Source organism: Megasphaera sp. An286, from assembly GCF_002163455.1.
Taxonomy (GTDB): Bacteria; Bacillota; Negativicutes; order Veillonellales; family Megasphaeraceae; genus Megasphaera; species Megasphaera stantonii.
This window is the reverse complement of sequence record NZ_NFIY01000006.1, coordinates 22,013-46,436: the sequence shown is the minus strand read 5'-3', so window position 1 is coordinate 46,436 and position 24,424 is coordinate 22,013. Positions and strand designations below refer to the sequence as shown.

20 protein-coding genes are annotated in these 24,424 nt (G+C 56.4%); 8 read left to right on the top strand and 12 right to left on the bottom strand.

Annotation, left to right across the window (positions count from 1 at the left end; all coding sequences use genetic code 11):
* Nucleotides 1–69 precede the first annotated feature (69 nt).
* The 5 genes from B5F80_RS04320 to B5F80_RS04300 form a co-directional block, all read right to left on the bottom strand.
* Nucleotides 70–774, bottom strand: coding sequence for a uracil-DNA glycosylase (locus B5F80_RS04320; RefSeq protein ID WP_087477597.1), 705 nt, complete (start codon nucleotides 772–774; stop codon nucleotides 70–72).
* Between the two features lie 9 nt (nucleotides 775–783).
* Nucleotides 784–2,397 (bottom strand): glycosyltransferase family 39 protein, encoded by a 1,614-nt coding sequence (locus tag B5F80_RS04315; RefSeq protein WP_087477596.1) that lies wholly within the window; start codon nucleotides 2,395–2,397, stop codon nucleotides 784–786.
* 10 nt (nucleotides 2,398–2,407) lie between these two features.
* The gene (locus B5F80_RS04310) at nucleotides 2,408–3,967 is read right to left on the bottom strand and encodes a glycosyltransferase family 39 protein (protein WP_087477595.1); all 1,560 of its coding nucleotides are present in this window, start codon (nucleotides 3,965–3,967) and stop codon (nucleotides 2,408–2,410) included.
* Nucleotides 3,964–4,557: a DedA family protein gene (locus tag B5F80_RS04305; protein ID WP_087477594.1), complete on the bottom strand. Its 594-nt coding sequence runs from the start codon at nucleotides 4,555–4,557 to the stop codon at nucleotides 3,964–3,966. Before B5F80_RS04305 ends, B5F80_RS04310 begins: the two co-directional genes overlap by 4 nt.
* A 161-nt stretch (nucleotides 4,558–4,718) precedes the next feature.
* On the bottom strand, nucleotides 4,719–5,834 hold the full coding sequence (locus tag B5F80_RS04300) for a hypothetical protein (protein ID WP_087477593.1): 1,116 nt from the start codon (nucleotides 5,832–5,834) through the stop codon (nucleotides 4,719–4,721).
* A 123-nt stretch (nucleotides 5,835–5,957) separates the two neighbouring features.
* Here B5F80_RS04300 and B5F80_RS04295 point away from each other — a divergent pair, with 123 nt between their 5' ends.
* Together B5F80_RS04295 and B5F80_RS04290 are read left to right on the top strand one after the other, a co-directional pair.
* Nucleotides 5,958–6,692, top strand: a complete 735-nt coding sequence (locus B5F80_RS04295) for an MgtC/SapB family protein (protein ID WP_087477592.1) — start codon at nucleotides 5,958–5,960, stop codon at nucleotides 6,690–6,692.
* A 227-nt stretch (nucleotides 6,693–6,919) separates the two neighbouring features.
* The gene (locus B5F80_RS04290; RefSeq protein ID WP_239386302.1) at nucleotides 6,920–8,155 is read left to right on the top strand and encodes an aminotransferase class I/II-fold pyridoxal phosphate-dependent enzyme; all 1,236 of its coding nucleotides are present in this window, start codon (nucleotides 6,920–6,922) and stop codon (nucleotides 8,153–8,155) included.
* Nucleotides 8,156–8,222: 67 nt separating this feature from the next.
* Here the strand turns inward: B5F80_RS04290 and B5F80_RS04285 are convergent, their stop codons facing one another.
* Nucleotides 8,223–9,110, bottom strand: a complete 888-nt coding sequence (locus B5F80_RS04285; protein ID WP_087477591.1) for a LysR family transcriptional regulator — start codon at nucleotides 9,108–9,110, stop codon at nucleotides 8,223–8,225.
* A 156-nt stretch (nucleotides 9,111–9,266) separates the two neighbouring features.
* Between B5F80_RS04285 and B5F80_RS04280 the strand changes: the two genes are divergently transcribed.
* The 3 genes from B5F80_RS04280 to B5F80_RS04270 all read left to right on the top strand — a co-directional run bounded on the left by B5F80_RS04280 (nucleotide 9,267) and on the right by B5F80_RS04270 (nucleotide 11,308).
* Nucleotides 9,267–9,959 (top strand): TerC family protein, encoded by a 693-nt coding sequence (locus B5F80_RS04280; RefSeq protein ID WP_087477590.1) that lies wholly within the window; start codon nucleotides 9,267–9,269, stop codon nucleotides 9,957–9,959.
* Between the two features lie 145 nt (nucleotides 9,960–10,104).
* Nucleotides 10,105–10,536, top strand: coding sequence for a MarR family winged helix-turn-helix transcriptional regulator (locus B5F80_RS04275; RefSeq protein WP_087477589.1), 432 nt, complete (start codon nucleotides 10,105–10,107; stop codon nucleotides 10,534–10,536).
* A gap of 97 nt (nucleotides 10,537–10,633) precedes the next feature.
* Nucleotides 10,634–11,308, top strand: coding sequence for a DUF6198 family protein (locus B5F80_RS04270; RefSeq protein WP_204246343.1), 675 nt, complete (start codon nucleotides 10,634–10,636; stop codon nucleotides 11,306–11,308).
* A gap of 98 nt (nucleotides 11,309–11,406) precedes the next feature.
* On the opposite strand, the gene B5F80_RS04265 is transcribed toward B5F80_RS04270, so the two are convergent.
* The 6 genes from B5F80_RS04265 to B5F80_RS04240 all read right to left on the bottom strand — a co-directional run bounded on the left by B5F80_RS04265 (nucleotide 11,407) and on the right by B5F80_RS04240 (nucleotide 20,236).
* Complete coding sequence (locus tag B5F80_RS04265) at nucleotides 11,407–11,769, bottom strand: P-II family nitrogen regulator (RefSeq protein WP_087477588.1); 363 nt, start codon at nucleotides 11,767–11,769, stop codon at nucleotides 11,407–11,409.
* A 12-nt stretch (nucleotides 11,770–11,781) separates the two neighbouring features.
* Nucleotides 11,782–13,182: an ammonium transporter gene (locus B5F80_RS04260; protein WP_087477587.1), complete on the bottom strand. Its 1,401-nt coding sequence runs from the start codon at nucleotides 13,180–13,182 to the stop codon at nucleotides 11,782–11,784.
* 288 nt (nucleotides 13,183–13,470) lie between these two features.
* Nucleotides 13,471–14,445: an AEC family transporter gene (locus B5F80_RS04255; RefSeq protein WP_087477586.1), complete on the bottom strand. Its 975-nt coding sequence runs from the start codon at nucleotides 14,443–14,445 to the stop codon at nucleotides 13,471–13,473.
* Nucleotides 14,446–14,573: 128 nt separating this feature from the next.
* Nucleotides 14,574–15,767, bottom strand: coding sequence for a M20 family metallopeptidase (locus B5F80_RS04250; RefSeq protein ID WP_087477585.1), 1,194 nt, complete (start codon nucleotides 15,765–15,767; stop codon nucleotides 14,574–14,576).
* Nucleotides 15,768–15,870: 103 nt separating this feature from the next.
* Nucleotides 15,871–18,975: an efflux RND transporter permease subunit gene (locus B5F80_RS04245; protein WP_087477584.1), complete on the bottom strand. Its 3,105-nt coding sequence runs from the start codon at nucleotides 18,973–18,975 to the stop codon at nucleotides 15,871–15,873.
* A 4-nt stretch (nucleotides 18,976–18,979) separates the two neighbouring features.
* Nucleotides 18,980–20,236 (bottom strand): efflux RND transporter periplasmic adaptor subunit, encoded by a 1,257-nt coding sequence (locus tag B5F80_RS04240; protein WP_087477583.1) that lies wholly within the window; start codon nucleotides 20,234–20,236, stop codon nucleotides 18,980–18,982.
* A 246-nt stretch (nucleotides 20,237–20,482) separates the two neighbouring features.
* Between B5F80_RS04240 and B5F80_RS04235 the strand changes: the two genes are divergently transcribed.
* The 3 genes from B5F80_RS04235 to glmU all read left to right on the top strand — a co-directional run bounded on the left by B5F80_RS04235 (nucleotide 20,483) and on the right by glmU (nucleotide 24,412).
* Nucleotides 20,483–22,054 carry a ClC family H(+)/Cl(-) exchange transporter gene (locus B5F80_RS04235; protein ID WP_087477582.1) on the top strand — a complete coding sequence of 524 codons (1,572 nt, stop codon included), beginning with the start codon at nucleotides 20,483–20,485 and terminating at the stop codon, nucleotides 22,052–22,054.
* A gap of 219 nt (nucleotides 22,055–22,273) precedes the next feature.
* On the top strand, nucleotides 22,274–22,858 hold the full coding sequence (locus B5F80_RS04230; protein WP_232818806.1) for a peptidoglycan-binding protein: 585 nt from the start codon (nucleotides 22,274–22,276) through the stop codon (nucleotides 22,856–22,858).
* A gap of 180 nt (nucleotides 22,859–23,038) precedes the next feature.
* Nucleotides 23,039–24,412 (top strand): bifunctional UDP-N-acetylglucosamine diphosphorylase/glucosamine-1-phosphate N-acetyltransferase GlmU, encoded by a 1,374-nt coding sequence (gene glmU, locus B5F80_RS04225; RefSeq protein ID WP_087477580.1) that lies wholly within the window; start codon nucleotides 23,039–23,041, stop codon nucleotides 24,410–24,412.
* The last annotated feature ends 12 nt before the right edge of the window (nucleotides 24,413–24,424 follow it).

The following is a 24,424-nucleotide window of genomic DNA, read 5'->3' as shown; positions in this document are numbered from 1 at the left end:
GTAACGATGATTTACTGTAATAAAGAGATAAAGAATTTCCTTTGGGCATAAAAAAACGCCCGGCCGCAATTACGGGCGAGCGTTTTCAGAAATCCATTGGGCAAATTGCTGCCGGAATAAGCCGGCTCCGCCGTTGGCCGGATGGCGCATGACGGCGGCGGCCAGGCCTTTTTCTTCCAGCATGAGGGCCGATTTGCGGCCGATGGCTCCGATGAGGATATCGGGGCGGCACAGGCCTAAGAGCTCCTGCGTGTACGTAAGGCCTGCGGCCAGCTCGGCGTCTGTCGGCGTGCGGTTGCTGAAGGGCGAATCTTTGTGGGGATGAAAGGGGAATATATTCCAGAGGATGACGTCGTCCGGCGAAAGGCCGTTGTCCAGAATGGCTCCCCATACGTATGTATCCGTCGGTTCATTCATGCCCTGCCGCCGCTGGGGGTTGCTGGTCATAAAGGGGCAGTCGGGGCGGCTTGTCCGCTGGCCGTCGTAGCCCAGGACCATAGCGCTGGTCACCTGCTTGTGCGCGTTCAGAAGCATGCGCTCGCACGTAATAGCTACGCCTGTAAAGCGGCAGCCCTGATAGCCGGCAGCTTCGGCGACGAAGAGGTATTTGGCGCGGCCGATACGGCGGCGCAGGTAGTCCGTCAGTTGGCGGCTGCGGATGAGAGGCGCGTCGGGGCCGCAGTCGCAGCGCTCGTCGTAATCGCGCCAGGGATTATACACGCCGTCGCCTTCATACTGCCGCAGTGAAGAGAGAAAGGTTTCAATCGTAGACATAGGGGCCTCCTATAAGGTAGTAAACACGGTGTACGTGCCGAATTTTCCCAGCTGGCGGGTCAGGGGGAAGAAGGGCGATGCGACGTAATCGTCGTACCGGCTCCGCGGCACGATGAGGGTCAGGGCTTCGCGGCGCTGCAGCTTATCCATGACGGTGCGTTCTTCTTCCGTCGGGAAGAGATGCTTTTTCGACCAGACGGCGTCCCGTTTCAGGCGGGCGTTTTCGTCAAAGCTGGCCGGCGCGGTCCAGACGGCGCCCTTGTCCGTGTAATAGACGAAGGACGTGCGGTATTCTTCGAAGAAATATATCTGGCCGGGGAACTTCGACGAGGCTTCGATGAGAGCTGACGACGAGCGGTATTCGTAAAAGGGCGTCAATACCTGGAAGGTCAGAAGCCCGTATATGACCATGGTGCCGGCTGTGATGACGATGGGAATCGCCGGCAGGGCCTTCTGCCATTGGGAGAAGACGAGGATTGCCATGGCCAGGGGAATGAAGACGATGAGCCAGAACAGGTCTCCCAGGACGACGGCGCCGGGCTTGGCGAATAGGGCCGCTCCCAAAAACAGGAGCCAGAAGAAGAGAGCCGGGCCAGTGACGATTGTCCAGCGTTTGCGCGAGCTCTTTTCCTGGAGATCCATGACGGCCAATGCGCCGAGGTACAGGAGCGGCATATTGGCGATATAGGCGTAGGTCGGGTATTTCGTCGCCATGGCTGTGTAGAAGAGGATGGTCCCGACGGCCCAGACGGTCATGAAGACGTATTCGTCCGTCCAGCCGCGCCGTTTCCACAGGCCGTACAGGCAGGGGCCGGTCCAGGGCAGCAGGCTGACGGGAACGAGGACGACGTAGTAATACCAGACGTTCATTTCCGGGTGCTCCGATACGGTAGCCCGCACGACGTTGTTAAATCCCAGGAAGCCGTCGATAAAAGCCGAGCCGTGGCGGGCGTACATCGTGCCGTACCAGGACAGGACGACGAGGAGAAACAGGACGATGCCGGCAGGCGGAAAGAGGCGCTTGATATACTGCGTATTGCGGCGCAAGGCGATGAAGACGAGGAGGAACGTTCCCGGCAGGACGATGCCGACGGGGCCCTTGGTCAGCACGGCGAATCCGGCCATGACGTAGGCGGCGACGACGTACCATTTTTTCCCCTCCGTCAGGCCGATATAGGCGAAGAACATGGCCGCCGACGTGAAGAAGAAGAGCATCTGGTCGGTAATAATGGAATGGCTGATGGCCCAGACGGCCAGAGATGTCACGGTCATGGCAGCCACGATGAGGGCGGCCGTCATGCGGCCCGTGCGGCGCAGCATATACCATGCCGCCAGCACGACCGACGCCGTGCCGAAGAGGGCGCCGGGCAGGCGGGAGGCGAAATCCGTAAAGCCGCACAGCGTGTAGGAAATACACAGCATCCAATAGATAAAAATAGGCTTATCGAACCAGTACGTGCCGTAAATCTGCGGAGAAATCCAGTCGCCGGACAAGACCATTTCCTTTGCCGTCAGGGCGTAGTTGGACTCGACGGGGTCGGTGACGGCCAGCTGGCTGTTGCCGAGGAGCAGAAACAGGAAGCAGAGGACGGCGAGCAGGAAAAATACAGGGCGGTGTTTCATTGCATACCTCCTATGGATGATTGATGAGAATGACTTGAGCCGGCAGATCTGCCGCCATGCCGTATTGCCGCAGTTCGGGCACCGTTTGATTGAGCTTGAGGAAGGACGTCTTGGTCATGACGATATAGGCCTTATCGGGAGACGTCAGCAGGGCGGCGAAGTCGGGCAGGTCGTCCTTTTGCCATTCTATGCCGTGCAGGTTGCTGTAATAGGCGATGCCCGGGTGGAGAAATTTTTCGATGTATAAATCGGACCGGCCGTCGTATACGTCGTGGAGGATATAGGCCGCTTCGTACGACGTCGTGTGCTCGGCGATGCGAGGCATGACGAAGCCGAAGGCCGCCCAGGAAAAGACGACCATGAGGACGACGGCGGAGGCGAAGGCCTGCTTCCAGAGCTGCCGGTACAGCAGGAAGGCCGGCAGGAACAAGGCCGTGCTCAGCAGGACCGAGCCGATGAGGATTGGCTGGGCGAAAAATTCCGCCCCTGCGTTCAGCGGAATGGCGTTGCAGAGCAACAGGCCGACGGCCAGGATATAGGCGGCGGCGATTGCACCGAGAGGCGGGCGCTTTTCCAGATAGCAGCGGTACAGATACCAGGCGATGATATAGGCTGCCGGTGGGAAGGCCGGGGCGATATACGTGACCAGCTGCGTATGAGACAGGGAAAAGAAGACGAAAATAAAGGCCGCCCAAATCAGGCAGAACAGCACCGTGTCGTTAAAGGGGTCGCGTTTTTTGAACAAGCGGCGCACTGCCGGAGCCAGGGCCGGAATCCACGGGACCATCGCGCCGATAAAGACGGGAATGAAAAAGAAAATACTGTTTTGTCCCGGATGCTCCGGCGCGATGAAGCGGACGAGATTGTGATAGCCGAGGAAGGTCTGCAAGAATATATCGCCGTGGGTCTGATACATAAATACGTACCACGGCAGGCCGACGAGAAAGGCGATGCAGAGGCCCTGGGGGATTTTCATCGTCCGGAGAAGGGTCCACTGGCGGGTAGCGGCCATATACAGCAGCATGATGAGCGCCGGAAAGGCGTAGCCGACGGGGCCTTTGGCCAGCAGGGCCAGGCCGCAGAAGGCGTAAGCCCGGTAATATTTTCCCTGATACAGGGAGATCATGGCGACGGTCAGGGTGAGCATGAGGGTCATGTCCGTGACGGCGGCTTTGCCGACGTACATGAAGCCGACGCTGGTCAGCAAGATGAGCGTCGCCATAAAGGCGATGGTTTGATTGAACAGGTCCTTGCCCTGGACGTAGACGAATAAGGCCGTCGTGACGGCGGCGACAGCGCTGGGCAGGCGGGACGACCAGTCGGAAATGCCGAGGAGGCTGTAGGACAGCATTTCCAGCCAATAAAACAGGGGCGGCTTGTCGTACCAGAACTGGCCGTAAATGCGGGGAGAAAGCCAGTCCCCGGCCAGCAGCATTTCCTTGGCCGTTTGCCCGTATACGGGCTCGTTGGGATCCGTCAGGGGGGCAATACCCAAAAAAGGCAGCAAAATAATTGCTGCCATACAGGCGACCGTCAGGCCGTATCGATTTTCAAAAAGCCAATGTTTCATTTTGCCAATCTCCCGCGGCGCCGTTTCCAGAGGAAGAGGAGGGCGCAGACTGCGCAGATGGCGACGATGACGGCGAGGAAGATGTGATTGTACTGAATCAGGTCCTTCCAATGGCTTCCCAGAATTGAGCCGGCCCACACGAGGAGAAGCGTCCAGGGAATCGTGCCGATGATGGTGAAGACGACGAAGCGTCCGAAGGGATAGCGGGCCACGCCGGCCGGAAAGGAGATAAAGGTCCGCACGCCGGGCAGGCAGCGGCAGATTAAGACGGCCGCTCCGCCGTATTTATTGAACATCGTTTCTGCCATATTGAATTTCTTTTCGTTGAAGAAGATGTATTTCCCGTATTTCAGCAGCAAGGGACGGCCGCCGTACGAGCCAAGCCAGTAGCTGACGATGGAGCCGACGACGCCGGCCAGACAGGCGATGACGACGGTGGTCCAAAAGTCGAAGATGTTTTGGGAAATGAGAAATCCGGCGAAGCCGAGGACGACTTCGCTGGGAATGGGAATATTGGCATTTTCCAGCACCATAGCGATGAACATGGCGATATACCCATACGATTCCATAAGCTGCAATAACGTGTCCATGTAATGTAAGCACTCCTGTTCTTATGTATTATATAGTATCACTATTAGAAGAAAGACTGCGTAACGTCGCGTATGCTTATCATAGCATAAAACGCGGAAAATTTGATAGAAATATGCAAAAAACGCAAATCACCGTCGCAAAACGCATGAATCAGCATGTGTCAGCGCGTTTTGAAGCAAGGCAGATGACGCAGGGCGTATTGGCATATCATATACCCGTAGAGGAACGATAAGGCCAGAGTCAGGACGAATTTCAGCGGCGTGCCGAGAGACAGGGGCTGGAGGAAATAGGCCGTGTTCTGAATCAGCGTGTCGCTGACGACGTACAGCGGATAGGCCAGGCCGGCGGCCAGCTTTGTCTTGTCTGTTTCTATGTCTCCCCATTTGGCAAAGGCGGCGAGCAAGGCCAGGAGCAGGGGAAGCTGCAGGATGGAAAAGAACAGCAGTAAGGGAAACAGCGTGCCGGAAATAAATACGGAAATTCCCATCGTAATATAGGACGAGGCGACGACGACGCCCAATAGCAAGGCCGCGCCGATGATGTGAACGGAAGACGGCACGTAGCCTCCGGCCGTGAACCAGCGATGCCTGAAGGCGTACACGCCGAAGCAGAAGTACAGCCCGCTCATCGCCGCAAAGTACAGTACATACAGGGGGAACCAAAGGTCCGGCGTGCGGTGCGCCGCCAGCAGCAGCCCGAAGAAGGCCGCGGCCACGATGAGCTGCAGGACGTAGAAGCCGGCCAGGATTCCTGCTGAGGGAGGCGCGGCTGCCGCCCGCTGAAAGAGGGAACGCCGCCATTTCTTTGCGCCCATCAAGGCCAGATGAAACAGCAGGAGCAGCCCGATACAGAAGAAGGGGCTTTGGAAATAGGCAGACCAGAACGGCAGGTGGACGATCGAGAACGCCGGGCCGTCGCCGTGACTGCCGCAGCTCCGGCTGGCAAGGTACAGGAGCTCCGGAGCCAGGAGAATTGTGCCGACCAGCCAGGGCCAGCCGAGACGGGTCCACTTGCTCTTGAAATAGGGCCGAATCATGTGGATACGCAGCGAAGACGCGCCGAAATAGGCGCTGATAAAAAAGATTGCCGGCACGATGCATACGATGGCTAAATTGTGCAGAAAATCAATGGCCAGCCCTTCGATGGAGTGCATCGGAGCGGGAACATAGGGATGCAGCAGGGGAAAGGGCCTGAAATTTCCCAGCGCGGCAAAGCAAATGCCGGCGAATACTAAAAAGGTGCGGAGATTATCCAGATAATGTATGCGTTTACCCATCGGTAAGACCTTCTTTCTCATGTATAGGCCAGCTTCCGCAAGAAGCTGACATACATTATAATATACCTATCTAAACAAATATTAAAGATAGAAGAAAAAAATCATAAAAAGGAGACGAGGCATATGGTAATCAGTACGACTGACAGCATTATCCGCCTGTGCGTGGCCCTGCTTTTGGGCGCGATCATCGGGTATGAACGGCAGGCGCAGAATAAAGCGGCAGGCCTTCGGACGCACACGCTGGTCTGCGTCGGCTCCTGCCTGTGCATGATCATATCGATCAACATTGCCATGGACCATTTCCTGCTGTACGGCTACCGCAACGCCGACCCCGAGCGCATCGCCGCTCAGGTTATTTCCGGCGTCGGCTTTTTAGGCGCCGGCACCATATTGGCAAACCAGAAGGCGCGCAATGTCCGCGGCCTTACGACGGCGGCCGGACTGTGGGCCGTCGCGGCTATCGGACTCGTCGTAGGCGCGGGATATTTGGCCGTAGCCGTCGCGGCGACAGTCCTCATCTTCGTCGTGCTGACCGTCTTCATCCGCTTGGACAAGCGCCTCAGCAGCCAGCACCGCCGGGAATACACGGTACATATTATCATGAAGAATACGATTGGGCAATCGCGGCGTTTGGCCGAATACTTGGAAAACAGACAGATGAACGTCAAAGCCTTCCGCATCCTGTCCGACGAGGACAGCGAGCAGGCGGAACTAGCCGTCACGCTCATCGCCAACGACGGCATAGAGAGCGATGAAATCATACGGCGGCTCTTAACGGTAAAAGGAGTGACGCTGGCGGAGCTGGAGCGCCCTGGCGATGCAGAAGGCCGGAACTCGGGACAAAGTACAGAAACATAAATCATTAATATAACAGAAACATGCAAAACGGCAGCGGAAACGGATCCGCTGTCGTTTTATGTTGACGGTGAAACGCATACATTAAAGCTTTTTATGGTTTTATAGATAGTGTTTAAAGGGAAGACTGATTGTGTATAAAGAATACATAGATTTTTTGCGCTTTTCGTATATTCATTTTGGGCAGCATATAGTATAATAAAAAAGCATGCAACTCAAGGAGGGATTATATGTCTACGTTTATGGCTGCGTCCAGCAGAGAAGGAAAACAATTACACGACGCCGTGTTTCAATTCGGCCAGGCTGCTCAGGCGGCGATGGCGGCATACGGCCGGGAGCGCGTCGTCAACGCCACGGTAGGCTGCTATGCCGGCGAAGATGAAGTATTGGGGTGTCTTCCCGTCGTAGAAGAAATCTATCGGTCCCTGCCGATGGCTGATTTTATTACGTACGCGCCGCCTGTCGGCCTGGCGGACTACCGCAAGGCGGCGATAGACGAAACGTTCGAGGCATATCGTCCCGAAGGATATATAGACGCCGTAGCGACGGCCGGCGGCACCGGAGCCGTTCATATCGCCATCGCCAACTATTCGGAAGTCGGCGACGACGTCCTGGCATCCGACTGGCGCTGGGGCATATACGGCAGCTTGTGCCAGGAAATCGGCCGCAGGCTTACGACGTTTGCCTTGCTCGATGAAAGCGGCGCATTCAATATCGAGTCTTTTTCCTCGGCCGTAGCCGATGTGCTGCGCAAGCAGGATTCCCTGCTGATTATCTTGAATACGCCGGCTAATAACCCGACGGGATTCGCCTTGTCCGATCAGGATTGGGCGGAGGTGCTGCAGGTCTGCCGCTTCCATGAAAAGCAGGGCAAGCGCATTTCGATTCTCGTCGATATCGCCTACATTGCCTATGCCGGCGAAAAGAACGAAGTCCGTACCTTTATGAAGCAGTTCAGCAACTTGCCGCCCCATTTATTCATTATGGCGGCGTTCAGCATGTCCAAAGGCTATACGTTGTATGGGCAGCGGGCCGGCGCCCTCGTCGGCGTGTCGTCCAGCGAGGACGTCATCAAGGAATTTACGGAATTAGGCCGCTATTCGGCCCGTACGTCCTGGTCCAACGTCAACCGCGCAGCCATGACGCTCCTCACGACGATCCGGGGCGACGCCGCCTTGACGAAGCGTCTCGACGAGGAACGGATGGAATTTTTCCGCATTATTCAACAGCGGGCGTCGCTGTTTACGGAAGAAGCGGCGCAGTGCGGCCTGCGCGTCATTCCCTACCATGCGGGCTTCTTCATTTCCATTCCTGCGGCCAATCCTCAGGCGGTCTGCGAAGCGCTGCAGGACGAATTGGTCTTCGCCGCTCCCTTGGCCCTGGGTGTACGATTGGGCGTATGCTCCGTGCCGCTGCCGAAAATCAAGGGCTTGGCGGCCAAGATAAAGAAAGCCGTCGATAAATAGAAGATACGAATGGCATATGTACGATGCACCCCCTGCAGATTGGCTGAGAATCTGCAGGGGTTTATCATTAGAAAATATCGTCGTCTAATTGTTTCAGGTACTCGAAGAAAATGGACAGGCTTTTTTGGACGTTCGGCCGCGGCGTCTTATGGGTGAGGATATAGGCTGTCAGCGGTTCCGGCGGGTCTGTCAGGTATTGGTAGGCAAACGTGCCTTTTTGGCAGGCGTACTTGGCGAAGAACAGGGGCATGACGGCCCAGCTGCCGCTGTGGGCCATGATTTGCAGGGCCAGCTGGGCGCTGGCTACATAGCTGGGATGAAATTGGTCGGCAGGCCAATACGCTTCATGCCACTGCGTAAAGGACGGCGGCCAGTTGATGTACAGCTCTTTCGTACAGTCCAGCCGGCGGGGATCGATGGGAGCCTGGGCCGATTCCTGCGGGTCGCCGGGCATGACGCAGACCAGGGGAGACTGCCGCCATGGCTGGCAGAAAAGCTCCGGCGACGCCGAATCGCGCCAGCCGATGGCCACGTCGATGACGCGCTGCTCGACCAGCGGGGGAAATTCGATGGCGTGCTCCGTATGGATGTAGAGGTTCATGCCGGGCGAATGGGTCAGCAGGCGGGAATACAGGGCGGGAAAGACGTAATCGTTTAGGATCTGTACCGACCCGATCGATAAGGACAGCCGTTCCCCCAGGCTTTTGAACCGCTGCGTTTCTTCCCACACGGCGTTCCAGCGCTGGGCGATGGACAGGAAATCGCGTCCCGACGGCGTCAGCGTCGCTTCCTTGATGCCCCGTCCCCGATCCAGCAGGGGAATGCCCAGCTCGTCTTCCAGCGTTTTCAGCCGCCGCGTGACGGCCGTTTGGGAAATATATAATTCATCGGCGGCCTTGCTGATGGTTCCGTATTTGACGATGGCCAAAAAGGCCTGTATATCGTGAAAGTTCATGGCATGCTCCTTTTGAAATATGCAAAAAGCTGCTATTTAAGCTGATATATTCATATTTTACATTATATTTGACTGCCTGTACAATAGAGGTACGGTAAAGATACAAAGACAAGCAGATGCTTGTTTGACTGCGTATATTCAAAAGGAGGACCTACGTTGACAGATACCTTATTATTGGACATTGGCATTATCGTGCAGATTATTTTGATTGACCTGGCCCTTGGCGGCGACAACTCCATCGTCATCGGCATGGCGGCGAAAAATCTGCCGCCTCGCTTGCAGAAGAAGGCTATTTTATACGGCACAGCCGGGGCGATTCTCCTGCGGTTCCTGCTGGCGTTCATCGTGTCGTGGCTGTTGTTCATCCCGTTCCTGAAGACCGTCGGCGGCGTGCTGCTCGTCGGCATCGGCATCAAGCTCATCGGCGCCCAGGGCAAGGAAGAGACGCACCACATCGAGGCGAAGGATTCCTTAGGCGCGGCGATTAAGACGATTATCCTGGCCGACGTGCTCATGAGCCTCGACAACGTCCTCGGTATCGTCGGCGTGACGAACAACCACTGGGGCCTGCTCATCTTCGGCATGCTGATTTCCGTGCCGATCATCATCTTGGGCAGCACCATGGTCATTAAGATCATGAACAAGTTCCCCATCCTCATCTACGTCGGCGGTGCCATTTTAGGCTGGGCGGCCGGCGGCATGATCGTGACAGATACGTACCTGGCCGAATACGTCCCCTTCGTGGCGGCCAACGCGACGGCGATGAAGGTCGGCTTGTTAGCTGCGACGCTGGCCGGCGGTGCCATCTGGAAATACGGCGGCTGCTGGAAAAAAGAAAGCGTGGCATAACTGCATATTCTATAAAGCTGAAAAGACTGTACGCGAAGTGTTATAGCACTGGCGTGCAGTCTTTTTTCCGTATATTTGACAAACGCGGCGGCAGCTTGTATAATACACACTATGCTGTATATTTTCGTATAGGAGATAGGGATTCATGGTTGAAGCAGAATATATTTTGGCGCGCAATGTTATCAAACTGGCCAATGTCATCATGACCATACGAAACAGAGAAATTAAAGAACTCGGCTTGACAGCGGAGCAGGCGGACAGCCTTATATTTTTTTCTCAGCATGCCGGCGCGTCGGCCGTGGATTTGAAAGCCTATCTGGGCGTTGCCCATCAGACTGCCCGCGGCATTGTAGAGCGGATGGCGGCCAAGGGGCTGGTGACGACCCATGTTTCCGAACGGGACGGCCGCTATAAGACCGTCGCGCTTACGGAGGAGGGCCGTACGTTATGCACCGCGATGGCTGAGAACGGCACGTATACAGGCCGGACGTTATTGCAGGGCATGAGTGAGGCTGAAAAAAAGCAGTTTTTTTCTCTGTTAACCAAGGCGCTGCAAAATATAACGACGCAGCCGTGAGCGATTACGTCTGCCCTAATATACAGCATGCTTCATACTTACGCTGTGGCTGCTGCTCATAAAGGCAGGCATACATAAAAAGAAAGAGAGATGTATCATGTTGGGATTTCGTAAGGAAACAATAGAACGTTTTATCTGGTATGTACTGGGACTGAATCTGATTGCCGTCGCCGTCGTGCTGAATATCCGCTACGTCATGGGCGTCGCGGCATTTAGCTCCGTCATGTATGCCATATCGCAGATTTATCATATTTCGTTGGGGACGGCGTCAATCCTTTGTTATCTGCTGTTTGTATTGATACAGTGCGTGTTGTCGCGGAAAATTAAAGCGGTGTATTTGCTGGAAATTCCCTTGTCGCTGGCTTTTGGCGTCGTGACGGATGTATATGACTGGCTGATACCGGAATTTCACTTTCCGGCCTATATCAGCATGACCTTATTTTTACTGACTATGTTTGTTACAGCCTTAGGCGTATTTTTGTGCGTAAAAACCAATTTTGTGCTGACGCCGACAGAAGGCATTGTGCAGACGATTTCTGAAGTATTTCATATTGCCTTTTCCGCTGTAAAAAATACATTTGACGTATCCTTAGTCGTTATCAGTATGCTTCTTTGTGTATTTAATGATACCGAGCTGTACGGCATTGGCGTCGGGACCGTCTTATCGGCCCTGTGTATAGGACGAATTATCGGAGTATATGAAAAGATGTTTCGCTGGAGAAAGCTGAATCAGCTCAAGCAGCTGCGGCGCAGCCGGTATGCTGCCTGCTGACCATGAAGGGAGGTTTTCTGCCGCGCAAAAACGAGGAGCCTGGACGTTGTGTCCGCGGCTCCTCGTTTTTGTATGATGAAATTCCCCCGATAGCTGTATTATTTTTCGTCCATAATGGCTTCCGGCCCCCTGTCGCCGGTGCGGATGCGGACGGCGTCTTCGACGTCGAAGACGAAGATCTTGCCGTCGCCGACCTTGCCGGTCTTGCAGACGCGCTGGGCCGTTTCGATGACTTTTTCTACAGGCACCTCGCATACGACCGTTTCGACCTTGATGTGCGGCAGCAGGTTGATGGCGTATTTCTGGCCCCGATATACTTCGACGTGGCCTTTCTGGAGGCCGCAGCCGTAGACCTGGCTGACGGTCATGCCCATGACGCCGATGGCGTTGAGGGCGTCCTTCAGTTCTTCCAGCTTGCTGGGCCGGGTTACGATGTCTATCTTAGTAATTTTTCTGTCCATGCATATCACTCCCTATAACTGATGACCGCTGACGCCGATGTCACTGATTGTAGACGGCGAGACGACGGGTGTATTCAGGCTTTCGCCGAAGGGGCTGCCGGCTGTAATGGCGTAGTTGTAGCCCCGTTCGCCGTGTTCGGTAATGTCCAGGCCGGAGATTTCTTCTTCCTTGTCGGCGCGGACTTTCATGATAGAGCTGATGATCTTATACAGGATAATCGTGCCGACGATGGCGAAGACGTAGGCGACGACTGTCGAGACGACCTGAGCGAAGAGCAGATGCGTTTCGCCATAGAATAAGCCGTTGGCTCCGGCCGGGTTGACTTCCGTCGTAGCCCAGAGGCCTGTGGCGATGGAGCCCCAGGTCCCGCCGATGCCGTGGATGCCGAAGGCGTCGAGAGAATCGTCGTAGCCGAATTTGGCTTTGACGACGGCGACGGCAAAGTAACAAACTGCGCCGCCGATGGCGCCGATGATGACGGCGGGAAGCGGAGCGACAAAGCCGGCTGCCGGCGTAATGGCTACGAGGCCGGCGATGCAGCCGGAAGCTGCGCCGAGAATGGTCGGTTTACCATTGACCGCCCATTCGATAACGACCCATGCCACGGTCGCTGCCGCAGCTGCGCCCTGGGATGCGATGAAGGCGTTGGCAGCCAGGCCGTTGGCGCCGAGGGCGCTGCCGGCGTTGAAGCCGAACCAGCCGAACCACAGGAGAGCCGCGCCGAGAACCGTCATGGGCAGGTTATGGGGCAGCATGGGAATGCGGCCGTAGCCCTGGCGTCTGCCGAGAAGAATGCAAAGCGTAAGACCCGAAACGCCGGACAGGATATGAATAACCAAGCCGCCGGCAAAGTCGAGAGCGCCGAGCTGGGCCAGGAAGCCGCCGCCCCATACCCAGTGGGCCATGGGATTGTAAATGAAAATAGCCCAGAGCAGGATGAACACTGTAAACGCATGGAATTTCATCCGTTCGGCAAACGCGCCGGTAATCAAGGCCGGCGTAATGACGGCGAACATACACTGGAAGGCGACGAAAGCCAGTTCGGGAATCGTGCCGTTAGCCAGGACGGACATGCCGACGCCCGTCAGGCCTACTTTGTCTAAGGAACCAATAAATCCGTTAATATCCGAACCAAACGTCATAGCGTAGCCGATTAAAATCCATTCGACAGAAATCATGGCGACGATGAAGAAACTCTGCATAATGGTCGTCAGTACGTTTTTATTGCGGACCATGCCGCCATAGAAGAAACCTAAACCAGGCGTCATAATAAATACGAGCGCCGCGCTGATGAGGACCCAGGCCGTATCACCTGTGTCGATGGCCGATGCCGGATCGGCGGCAAATGCCGTCGGCGCGGACAAGGCCGTGCAGGCCAGAGCCAGGCGCAAAATGGACCACCCTTTTGTCATTAAAATCATCCCCCTATCGTAAGAAAAAAGGCGTCTATGCGGAAACTACCCCCTCGTACTTTCCCATAGACGCCGTTGTCTGTACATATATTGTTTTACCAATAGAAAAACAGAAAGGCTCCGGCATCATCGGGTACCTCGATATGCCAGAGCCTCATTGCTCAACTCGTATTCTATTGATGTGCCTTATTATACGGCGTTTCCGGCAGATTGTCAAATGTTTTTAAGTAAAAAATAATAAAATTAACAGTTTATATTTATAAAATAAAAATTCACTTTATTTTATTATCAAACGAACAGGATGTGGCCGACGAAGATATAGAACGTCAGGGAGATGGCGCTGAGGGCCGTCGTGTTCATGACGATCTGCGTGGCGTAATCGGCGTTGTTGCCGAATTCGATAGCAAAGAGGGCCGTATTGACCGCTGTCGGAATGGCGCAGTAGATGAGGAAGACCATGGCGCTGACAGCCGTAAAGGTGCCGGGCATCAGGGCGTTGGCCGCGTATATCATGACCAGGCCGAAGAGGGGCAGGACGGTCATCTTCAGCAGGCTGATGATCCACACGTCTTTGTCAAACCAGTGTATCTTCGTCTGGGACAGCTGCGCTCCAATGCTGACCATGGCGACGGGCAGCAGCGATTTGCCGGCCATTTCCATGATGGGCCAGAAGAAGAATTCTTCGGCGTTCCAGCCTGTCGAGCGGACGAGGAGGGCCGCGGCGAGGAAGTAGATCATGGGCATGCGGAACATGACGCGCAGCGTATCGGCAGCCGACAGCCGCCCGCGGCCGGCCTGATAGAGGCCGAGGGTATTGAGCGATACGCTTTGGACGATGAAGATGATGATTTGGACGACCATGGCTTCGGCAAGGTAGGGTGTCTGGCCGTCGACGACGAAGGGGTCATGGGAAAAGACGAGGATGATGAGGGCTACGCCTAAGTTGCCCGTATTGTTGAACATGAGGGCGTTGCGGCACGACTGTATCATGCCTTCGTCATAGCGTCGCCAGCGGCTGACGAGATTGGCCAGGAAAAAACAAAAGACCATGAAGACGGTCATGGCGGCGATCATCGTCACGCTGGCCGGGGGAAATTCCGTTTCGTATACGTTGGTGAAAATGAAGCTGGGAATGACCAGGTAAAACATGAACTTGGACAGGGTTTTTACGTCTATGTGAAATTTCCGGTCTAACAGGAAGCCGATGAGGACGAGCCCGAAGATAGGCAGCATCGTATGCTCGATAATAAATAGGAACACCATTGTCAAAACCTCTTTTCATCAAAGATAGGTTTTATTATATAGCAAATAAAAAAAAGACGGTAGGGCAGAATAGGAAATACGGTAAGGTTTTCCTATCCTGCGCCTGCCGCCTGAGGGGGATGAGCGCGCTATTTGTAGCTTGCGAAATAATATACGACGTTCAGCAAGGTTTCGCACATGTATTTCAGGGCGTTGCTGTCCCAGTGGAAATCGGGTGAATGGCCGACGACAGGTTCGTCGCCGCAGACGCCGACGTAGTAAAAGGCGCTGGGGACGGCGGCGCTGAAATAAGCGAAGTCCTCCGAGCCGGAGCCGCGCTGCATGGGCACGACGTCGACGCAGTCGGCGCATTGTTCCGTCAGGATCGCCGCTACGCGGGCCGTGACGGCTTCGTCGTTGACGCAGACCGGCGAGAAGGGGACGACGTCCAGATCGTAGGAGCCGCCGTAGGTCAGGGTGACGGCGCCGAGGACGTGGCGGAGCTTGTCGAGGATGTCGCGGCGTTTGGCTTCGTTATACGTCCGCAGCGTTCCTTTTAATTCCGCCGTATCAGGGATAACGTTGGGATTGCGCCCTGCCTGGAACTGGCCGAAGGTCAGGACGACGCCGTCGCCGTCGGCGCGGCAGTTGTACACGTAGCTTTGAATCATCTGGATGACGTCTACGCCCATTTGAATCGGACTGATGCATTCCGACGGCTGGGAGCCGTGGCCGCCTTTGCCGTGGAGGGTAATGGTGAAGTCGTCGCACGAGGCGGAGATTTCGCCGCTGCGGATGCTGACATAGCCCTTGGGAAGGGCGCCGGCTACGTGGAGCCCGAGGGCGTATTCGACGGGCGGGTTATTGAGGATGCCTGCGTCTATCATGCGGGCTGCGCCGCCGTTGCCTTCCTCGGCAGGCTGAAATGCCAGGCGGACCGTGCCGCGCAGGCAGTCGCGGTGCTTGTTCAGGATTTTAGCGACGCCCAGCAGGTTGGCCGCATGGCCGTCGTGGCCGCAGGCGTGCATGACGCCGGGGACGAGGGATGCGTACGGACAATCGTACTTTTCCGTCAGCGGCAGGGCGTCGATGTCGGCGCGGAGCAAGATGACCGGGCCGGGATGGGCGCCGCGGATGAGGCCGGTGACGCCGGTGCCGGCTATGATTTTTACGTCTTCAATGCCCATGAGGGAGAGCTCTTGGAAAATGGTTTTGCACGTATCAAATTCTTTTTCGCTCAGTTCGGGATGGGCATGGAAATATTCACGCATTTCCATCATATAAGGCAGTGTCTTGCGTACGGCTTCGTGGATGTTGAATGTAGGTGTAAATTGGCTGCTCATATGCCTTATGCCTCCTTTGTTGAGCCTGACGCTGCTTTCATCGTGTCTATATTACTTCTATACGGCGCGGGAAAAATCCTGCCGGCCGGCGAAGTTTTTCCGATTATTTTACGGAAGAGGCGGCCCCTTCTTTTTTGCGGAAGGAAAAGCGGAGGCGGTGTTTTTCAATCCATACGAAGATGATGGGGATGATAAACAGGGTGAAGACCGTCGACGTCAGGAGGCCGCCGATGACGACGACGGCCATGCTGGCTCTCGTTTCCGAGCCGGCTGTCATGGAAAGGGCCGTAGGCAGCATGCCGACGACCATGGTCAGCGTCGTCATGAAGATCGGCCGCAGGCGGACCTTGCCGGCCTCGATAATGGCGCTGCGCGGGTCGAGACCCCGTTCCATCAGGGTCAGCGTATAGTCTAGGAGGAGGGTGCCGTTTTTGGCGACCAGGCCGTCCATGACGAGGATGCCGATGAGGGAATACAGGTTGATCGTGTTGTTCGTCAGGAATAAGAGGAACAGCGAGCCGATGAGCCCCAGGGGAAGGGAGAACATGCGGATAAAGGGCGTTTTCACCGATTCGTACAGGATAGCCAGGATCATGTAGATCAGGATGAGCGACAGGACGAGGGCTTCGCCCAGGTCGCGGAACGTCGTGGCCATCTGGTCGGCCTGGCCTGTAAATCGGTACGTGATGCCGCCCATATCCGTCGCATCGAGCTTGGCCGAGATTTCTTCCATGACCTCGTTCAGGGGACGGCCCTGGAGGGTGCCGCCGAGGGTAATGGCCCGTTCCTTGTCGGTGCGGCGGATCGTGACCGGGCCGGTGGCCGCCTTGATGTGGGCGACGTCGGCAATGTAGATGATGCGGCCGTCGGCGTTCAGCGGAATCGTTTCCAAGTCGGAAATGCGGAAGCCGTCGGCGCCTTTAAAGCGGACGTAAATATCCGTGTCGTTGTTGTCGTTTTTGACGTCGTTTGCCAGGACGCCGGCCTTTTGGCCGCTGATGGCGTTGGAGAAGGTCTTGGTCAGCTCGCCTAAGGACGTGCCGTACTGCTTGAGCTTATTGCGGTCTACGTCGAGCTGGTATTCGGGCATGCCGTCTTCATAGGAGCTGCTGACGTCGCGGACGCCGGGGATTTCTTCCTTCATCATCTGCTGTACTTCCCGCGACTTGGCGATGAGCTCGTCCATGTTTTTGCCGCGCAGCTCGAGGCGCAGGTTGCCCGAGCCGCCGCCGAAGCCGCCTGACGTGCCCGATACGGAGGCCTGGTCTTCCTTGACCCGGACGTCGCCGTCCAGAATATTCTTAGCGGCGAAATTGCGGACGTCGTTGGTAATTTGCCAGATCGAGCGGGAGCGGTCCTGCCGGTCCTGGAGGGTGACCTGTATATGGGCTTCATTGAGGTTGCGGCCGCCGACCATGGCCGTCGAATAGACGACTTCCGGTACCGTCGCCAGATATTCTTCTATCTGGCGGGCCGCCTTGTCGGTCCGTTCCAGGTTGGCGTTCGTAGGCAGCTGGAGGGTGATGCGGAAGCCGCTTTCATCGGTCTGGGGCATGAATTCCGAGCCGACGAGGCCCGTCGGGATGAGGGCTACGGACAGGGTAAAGCACAGGAGGACCGGGAGGACGAGGCGCTTGGCATGGTCCAGGCTCCAGGTCAGCATGCGGCCGTAATGGCTGCGGGCCCAGTCTTCGATGGCGTCCATGCGCCGCCACAAGGGCGTATCGGGGATTTTCAGGCCTAAGCGGAAGAGCCGCGACGCCAGCATCGGCGTCAGGGTGAAGGAGACGAAGAGAGAAAAGAAGGTGGCGAAGACGATAGTAAGGCCGAACTGTTTGAAATACTGGCCTACCATGCCGGTCATGAAGGCGATAGGCAGGAAGACGACGATGTCGCACAGCGTAATGGCGATGGCGGCCATGCCGATTTCCGTCCGCCCGTTCAGGGCCGCTTTTTTCGGCTCTTCGCCGTTCATGAGGTGGCGGTGGATGTTTTCCAGTACGACGATGGAGTCGTCGACGAGGATGCCGACGCACAGGGCCATGCCCATGAGGGACATCATGTTGAAGGTGAAGCCGGCGATGTACATGGCGAAAAACGTCGAAATGAGGGATGTCGGGATGGCGATCATGACGGCCAGGGTCGAGCGCCAGCCCCGCAGGAAGAAGAACAAGACCGTCCCTGTCGTGATGAGCCCTTCGATGAGGGTCTGCAAGGTGTTGTGCAGGGAGTTGCGGACGTACGACGCCGATTCGTTCGTTACAGTAAAGGTATAGTCCGGGTTGTCGCGGCGCAGCGTTTCCAGCTTTTCCGTCACGTTGTCGACCGTAGAGACGACGTTGGCGTCGCTGTTTTTGTAAATGACCATGACGACGGCGTCTTCGCCGTTGACACGGGCGTAGCGGCTGACGCGCTGGTCCTTGCGCTTGATGTCCGCCACGGCTGTAATGGGAATCTGCACGCCCTTGGCATTCGTGACTTGTATCTTTTCGATTTCATTTTCGTCGGCGAACTGCGCCTTGACCCGCACGTCCGTCGTCGTGGCGTCGGAGTAAATCGTGCCGGAGGGCATGAGGACGTTTTCTTCGCGCAGGGCCGAGACGACTTCGCTCAGGGTCATGTCGTAGTGGATGAGCTTAGCCTTGTCGACTTCGACGGCGATTTCCTTGTCGCGGCCGCCGTTCAGCTCGATTTCCGACACGCCGTCGGCCTGCTGGAGGACGTCCTGAAAGTCGTTTTCCGCTTTCGAGTAGATGTCGTCCAGGGACTGATTGGATTGGACGGCGATAAACATGATCGGCGTGGCGTTGACGTCGCGCTTGATGACGACGGGCTCGTCGATTTCATCGGGAAGCTGGCCGCGGATGGCGTTTATCTTTTTCGTGGCGTCGATGGCCGCCGCGTCGGCGTCGGCGGAGAAGTCAAGCTCCAGGGTGATGCGGGCCTGGCCGTAGGAGGCCGTCGACGTGATATGCTTCAGGTTGGAGACCGACGACAGGGCGTCTTCGATGGGCTTTACGACCTGCTGTTCGACCGAGTCGGCATTGGCCCCGTCGTAGTTGACCGTGACCGTGACGTACGGCGTGTTGAGGGCCGGCAGCAGTTCGACGCCGATACGGTAGAAGCTGAACAGGCCGAGGACGACGAAGAAGGCGACGGCCATGCAGATGCCGATGGGCCTGTCGATGGAAAATTTCGTAAGATTCATGACGTCACCTGATTTCTTTTTCAATGGTTACGGATACGCCGTCGCGGAGGCGGGCCAGGTTCGTCGTGGCAATCTGCTCGCCGTCGGACAGGCCTTCGAGGATTTCTACGTAGTTGTCGTTGCGGAGGCCCGTTTTAACCGTGCGGATGGCGATGGTGTTGTCCGGGTTAATGACGTAAAGCTGGCTGATGCCGTTTTGTTCGACTAAGGCGTCCTTCGGTACGAAGAGGGTATTCCGTCGCTGCAGTACTTCCAGCGACGACTGGGCGAACATGCCGCCGCGCAGGAGATTGTCCGGGTTGGACAAGGTGATGCGGACGATATAGGTCTTGTTCGTCGGGTCCATGGCCGGGCTGACATAGGTAATCGTGCCGTCGTACGTGTTGGCCAGCGATTCGACGGATACAGATACGGTCATGCCGGGCTGGATGGCGGCGACGTCGGCTTCGGCGACGGGGCAGTCGATGTAGATGCCGCTGGTGTCCGTAATGGTCAGTACCTTCGTATTGGCGGCGGCCATAGCGCCGGCTTCGGCGTTGCGGTAGGAAATGACGCCGTGCCGCGGCGCGCGGATGGTCAGGTCTTCCAGCTGCTTGGACAAGCTGTCGACGGTATATTTGGCCTTGGCCTGGGCGGCCTGCTTGCCGGCGATGAGGGCAGGCGTGTCGCCGACGTTCTGAAGCTGCAAGTTATCCAGGGCGGCCTTGGCGACGATGAGGGCCTGGTACATCGTGTCCAAATCCTTCTGCGATACGGCGCCTTCGTCCTTTAAGATGACGTAGCGGTTGTAGTTCATCTTGGCCGTGGCGTATTCGACCTGGGCTTTCTGCAGGTCCGAATAGAATTGGGACTGGGCCGATTTTGTCTCGGCGGCTGCCTGGGCCCAGGCGGCCCGGTTCTGGGACAGCTGGAGGCTCGTATCGACGGGGTCCTGCTCCAGCAGGACCTGGCCTGGCTCTACCGTGTCGCCTAAGTCGACGTACACGGCCGTAATATTGCCGGCGTATTTCGTCGACAAGTCCACCTGGGCTAAGGGGACGGTCTGGCCCGATAAGGAAATAGTGCGCATCATATCCCGCCGTTCAGCCCGGTAGGACTGGACGGACGCGTTGGTCAGGGCCGAGCTGCTTTTCGCCGCCCGGTCCGAGTGGCTGATGACGTAGATGCCGGCGCAGGCCAGGAGAAAGACCAGGCCGAAGGCGACGAGCTTATTGCGGCTGCTGTGGAGCAGGTTGTGGGAAGGAAAGGGAAAATGTGCCATAGTCAGAACCTCGCTATCGTTTCTCTATATAATACATAAATAGTATGCATGATTCGGTACTTTAGTCAGATAAATCTTTACTATAAATATAAAGAGTCGGCGCTTAAAAGGCAATATGAAAATCGTAAAATTTAAAGAACTGTAACAATAGCCGTCCATGCGGTGACAATAGGCCGACGCTGCCGTGTGTCGCAATTTGACTTCCTATGGTATAATATCGTCAAAACATGCGGGGAGTGACAGGATATGCATATTAACAGACAAGTCGCGTCGGCCTTGGATGCGCTGAGCCATTGGCCGCGGTTTCGCCTGCGCCTTTTTGCCGAAGGGGCGCTGGTCGGCGTCGTGTCCGGCGTCATTATCAGCTTTTTCCGATGGGCGCTGGATGCGGGGACGCGCGTGCGGGAATACATGTACGAGGCGGTGCTCCTGCCGGGTGGATGGCTGGAAAACGGCCTTTGGTTCGCGCTGCTCTTCGGTGCGGCCTACATGCTATGGCGGTTCAGCGCCTATGAGCCCAATGCCGGCGGCAGCGGCATTCCCCAGGTCAAAGGCGTCATTTTAGGCGTTATCCGCCTGCGCTGGCTGCGCATCTTATGGGTAAAGCTCGTCGGCGGCATTGTCGGCATCGGCTTGGGATTATCCCTGGGACGGGAAGGGCCGTCTATCCAGATTGGGGCCGTAACGGCCCAGGGCATCAGCCGGAATCTCGGCCGGTTCCGCATTGAAGAGCGATACCTCCTGACGGCAGGGGCCAGCGCCGGTTTGGCTGCTGCCTTTAACGCGCCCTTAGCCGGCGTCATGTTTGCCCTGGAAGAGCTGCACCGCAATTTTTCCGGCGTCGTCCTGGCGCCGGCCATGGCCGCGGCCCTGCTGGCGACGATGGTCAGCCGTCTTGCCTTTGGCCGCGCGCCGATTTTTGAGTTCGGGACGGTACCGGTCCTGCCGCTGCAGTATATCTGGATCGCCGTCGTCGTCGGCATAGCCGCCGGACTCGCCGGCATTGTCTTCAACAAGGGGCTGCTGAATATTCCGCGCTTTTACAGCCTACCCTGCTTTCGCGGGTATGGAAAGTTTGCCTTTGCCCTCGCGGCGGCCGGCGTATTGGGATATGTGTTCCCGCAAGTACTGGGCGGCGGCAACGAATTGATCAACAGCCTTCATACGCTGCCTCTGTCCTTGTCCCTCTTTGCGGCCTTGCTCATCGGAAAGTTTTTGTTTACCCTGGTCAGCTACGGCTGCGGCGCGCCGGGCGGATTTTTCCTGCCCATGCTCGTACTGGGCGCTCTCACGGGCAGCGTCGTCGGCATCGTCCTGATACAGCTGGGCGTCGTCGGCCCGGAATACTTGTCGAATATCGTCATCCTGTCGATGGCGGCGTTTTTCTCGGCCTCCGTCCAGTCTCCCGTTACGGGCACGATCCTCATCATGGAAATGACGGCTTCGTACGAGCATTTGCTCGTCTTGTGCACGGCATCCCTCGTGGCCCTCGTCGTCGCCCAGGTCTGCGGCGGCCAGCCGATTTACGAAGCGCTGCTGCAGCGGATTTTGGCGGCTCACCGGCCGGAGATCCTGGCGTCGGAGCGGCGCCATCTGCTGGAGCTGACCGTGGCCAGCGGCAGCGCCGTAGACGGCAAATACGTGGGGCGCATCGCCTGGCCCAGCCACGTCGTCCTCGTCGATATTAAGCGCAGCAGCGGCGACGTACTTCCCGGCATGGACATCCGCCTGCAGGCCGGCGACTATTTATACGTCCTTACCGACTCGGTAGAAAGTGCGGAAGCCGTCCGCTGTCTTGTAGAAGTGGAAACAGTGTAGTTTTGCATAATAATTATAAAAAATAATACCAGGTCTTAAAAATATAAGCAGAAAGTATGAATTTATTGAGCTAAGAGAAAACAAATGCGGATAGCATCGCGTATAAAGTTGTGAAAAATAACGCATAAAGATTTGTTTTTTTGACTTATCCTTCAATCTTTGGTATAATTTTTTCTGAAAGTTGATGTTTAGGTATGGATATTTCAAAGAGGTGGTTGTTTGAAGAACCGTATACTGATTCTATTGACGCTCATATTTGTTTTTGCATGTTCCTCACTGGTTTGTGCAAAAGTCGAAATGGGAATGAACGGCTCTGCAGTACAGAGCGTACAATACATGCTCATGGATACCGGGTATTTGGCCGGCGGCGCCGACGGAATTTTCGGCAGCGCGACGGAAGACGCCGTAAAGCGTTTTCAGGCCGACTACGGGTTAGATGTAGATGGCATTGTCGGTTCGCAGACCATGGCGGCTCTTTCAGAAGCCAGTGGACGCGAAGCCCCTGCCGAAGAAGGGGTTGGCTCCTACCAGCGGCGTATCGTGATGGACGCATCGGCTTACACGGCCGACGATCCCGGCAACAGCGGTTTTACGGCGACGGGCCTGCGCCTGCGCCGCGGCATGGTGTCCGTAGACCCGGATGTCATTCCGTTAGGCTCGCAGCTGTACATCGAAGGGTACGGCTACGCGACGGCTGAAGATACGGGCGGCTCTATCGTGGGCAACCGCATCGACTTGGCCATGGACTCCATTACGGAGGCCCTGAATTTCGGTAGAAGAGAAGTCGTCGTATACGTGCTGTAAGCGGCAGATTAACTGAGTAAAAAAGAAAAGCGGAGAGGTTTCGGCCTCTCCCTTTTGTTTTCACGGCGGAAATCGTCGAAATTCCCCCTGTTTTTTGCAAAAAAGTATGTATTTTCCGTGCTATTTGTGTTATTCTGAAAAGGACATGACAGTTATTTGTTTCAGGGAGGCTAATACTGAATGAAAGACATTATTGCACTTATTTTAGCTGCCGGAAAAGGAACGAGGATGAAATCCAGCATGCCTAAAGTTCTGCATAAGGTCGGCGGCGTGCCGATGGTGGAACAGGTGCTGCGGGCCGTTAAAGCGGCGGGAACGCAGCGGCAGGTCGTCGTCGTCGGCTTCGGCGGCGAAGCCGTGCAGGAATATCTGGGCGACAGGGCGGAAACTGTCGTACAGGAACAGCAGCTGGGAACGGGCCATGCCGTCATGCAGGCAGAACCGCTGTTGTCCGGCCTTTCGGGCACGCTGCTCGTGACGTGCGGCGATACGCCTTTGGTAACGGAAGACACCTTCCGCAGCCTGCTGGCCCATCATGAAGCCACACAGGCGGCCGCTACGGTACTGACGGCGGTCATGCCCGACCCGACAGGCTACGGCCGGGTTATCCGCAATGAAAAGGGACAGGTCGTCAAGATTGTCGAGCAGAAGGACGGCTCGCCGGAGGAATTAGCCGTGCGCGAAGTCAACGCCGGTATTTACTGCTTCGACATGGAGCTCCTGTGGCAGATGCTTCATAACGTGACGAACAACAACGCCCAGGGCGAGTATTACCTGACCGATATCATCGGCATGCTCGTCGATGCCGGCAAGGTTGTCAGCGCCTTCGCCGCGCCGGATTATAAAGAAACGCTGGGCGTCAACTCGCGCCTGCAGATGGCCGAAGCCGAGCAGGTGCTGCGCCGCCGCAAGCTGGAACAGCTCATGACGGACGGCGTGACGGTCATCGACCCCAATAACACCTACGTCGATACGACCGTTTCCGTAGGCCGCGATACGGTCCTGTATCCGGGAACGATCCTGGAAGGCAGCACCGTCATCGGCGAAAACTGCCAGGTCGGCCCGTACGTCCGCATGACGAACGTCGTCATGGGCAGCGGAGACCACCTTCAGTTTACGTACGCCCACGACTGCGAAATTAAAAACGGCTGCGAAATCGGACCCTTCGTCCACTTCCGGCCCAATACGGTCATCGGCAACGACGTCAAGGTCGGCAACTACATGGAAGTCAAGAACTCCACCGTCGGCGACGGCACGAAGCTGCCCCACTTAAGCTATATCGGCGACAGCGACGTCGGCTGCGGCGTCAATATCGGCTGCGGCACCATCACGGTCAACTACGACGGCAAGGAAAAGCACCGCACGACAATTTGCGACCACGCCTTCGTAGGCTGCAACAGCAATCTTGTATCGCCGGTCACCGTCGGCGAGTACGCCTATGTCGGCGCAGGCTCGACGATTACGAAAAACGTGCCGCCGAAGTCTTTGTCTGTCGCCCGGGCTAAGCAACGCAACATCGAAGGCTGGGTCAAAGACGATACGTATAAGAAATAGCATATACCCATT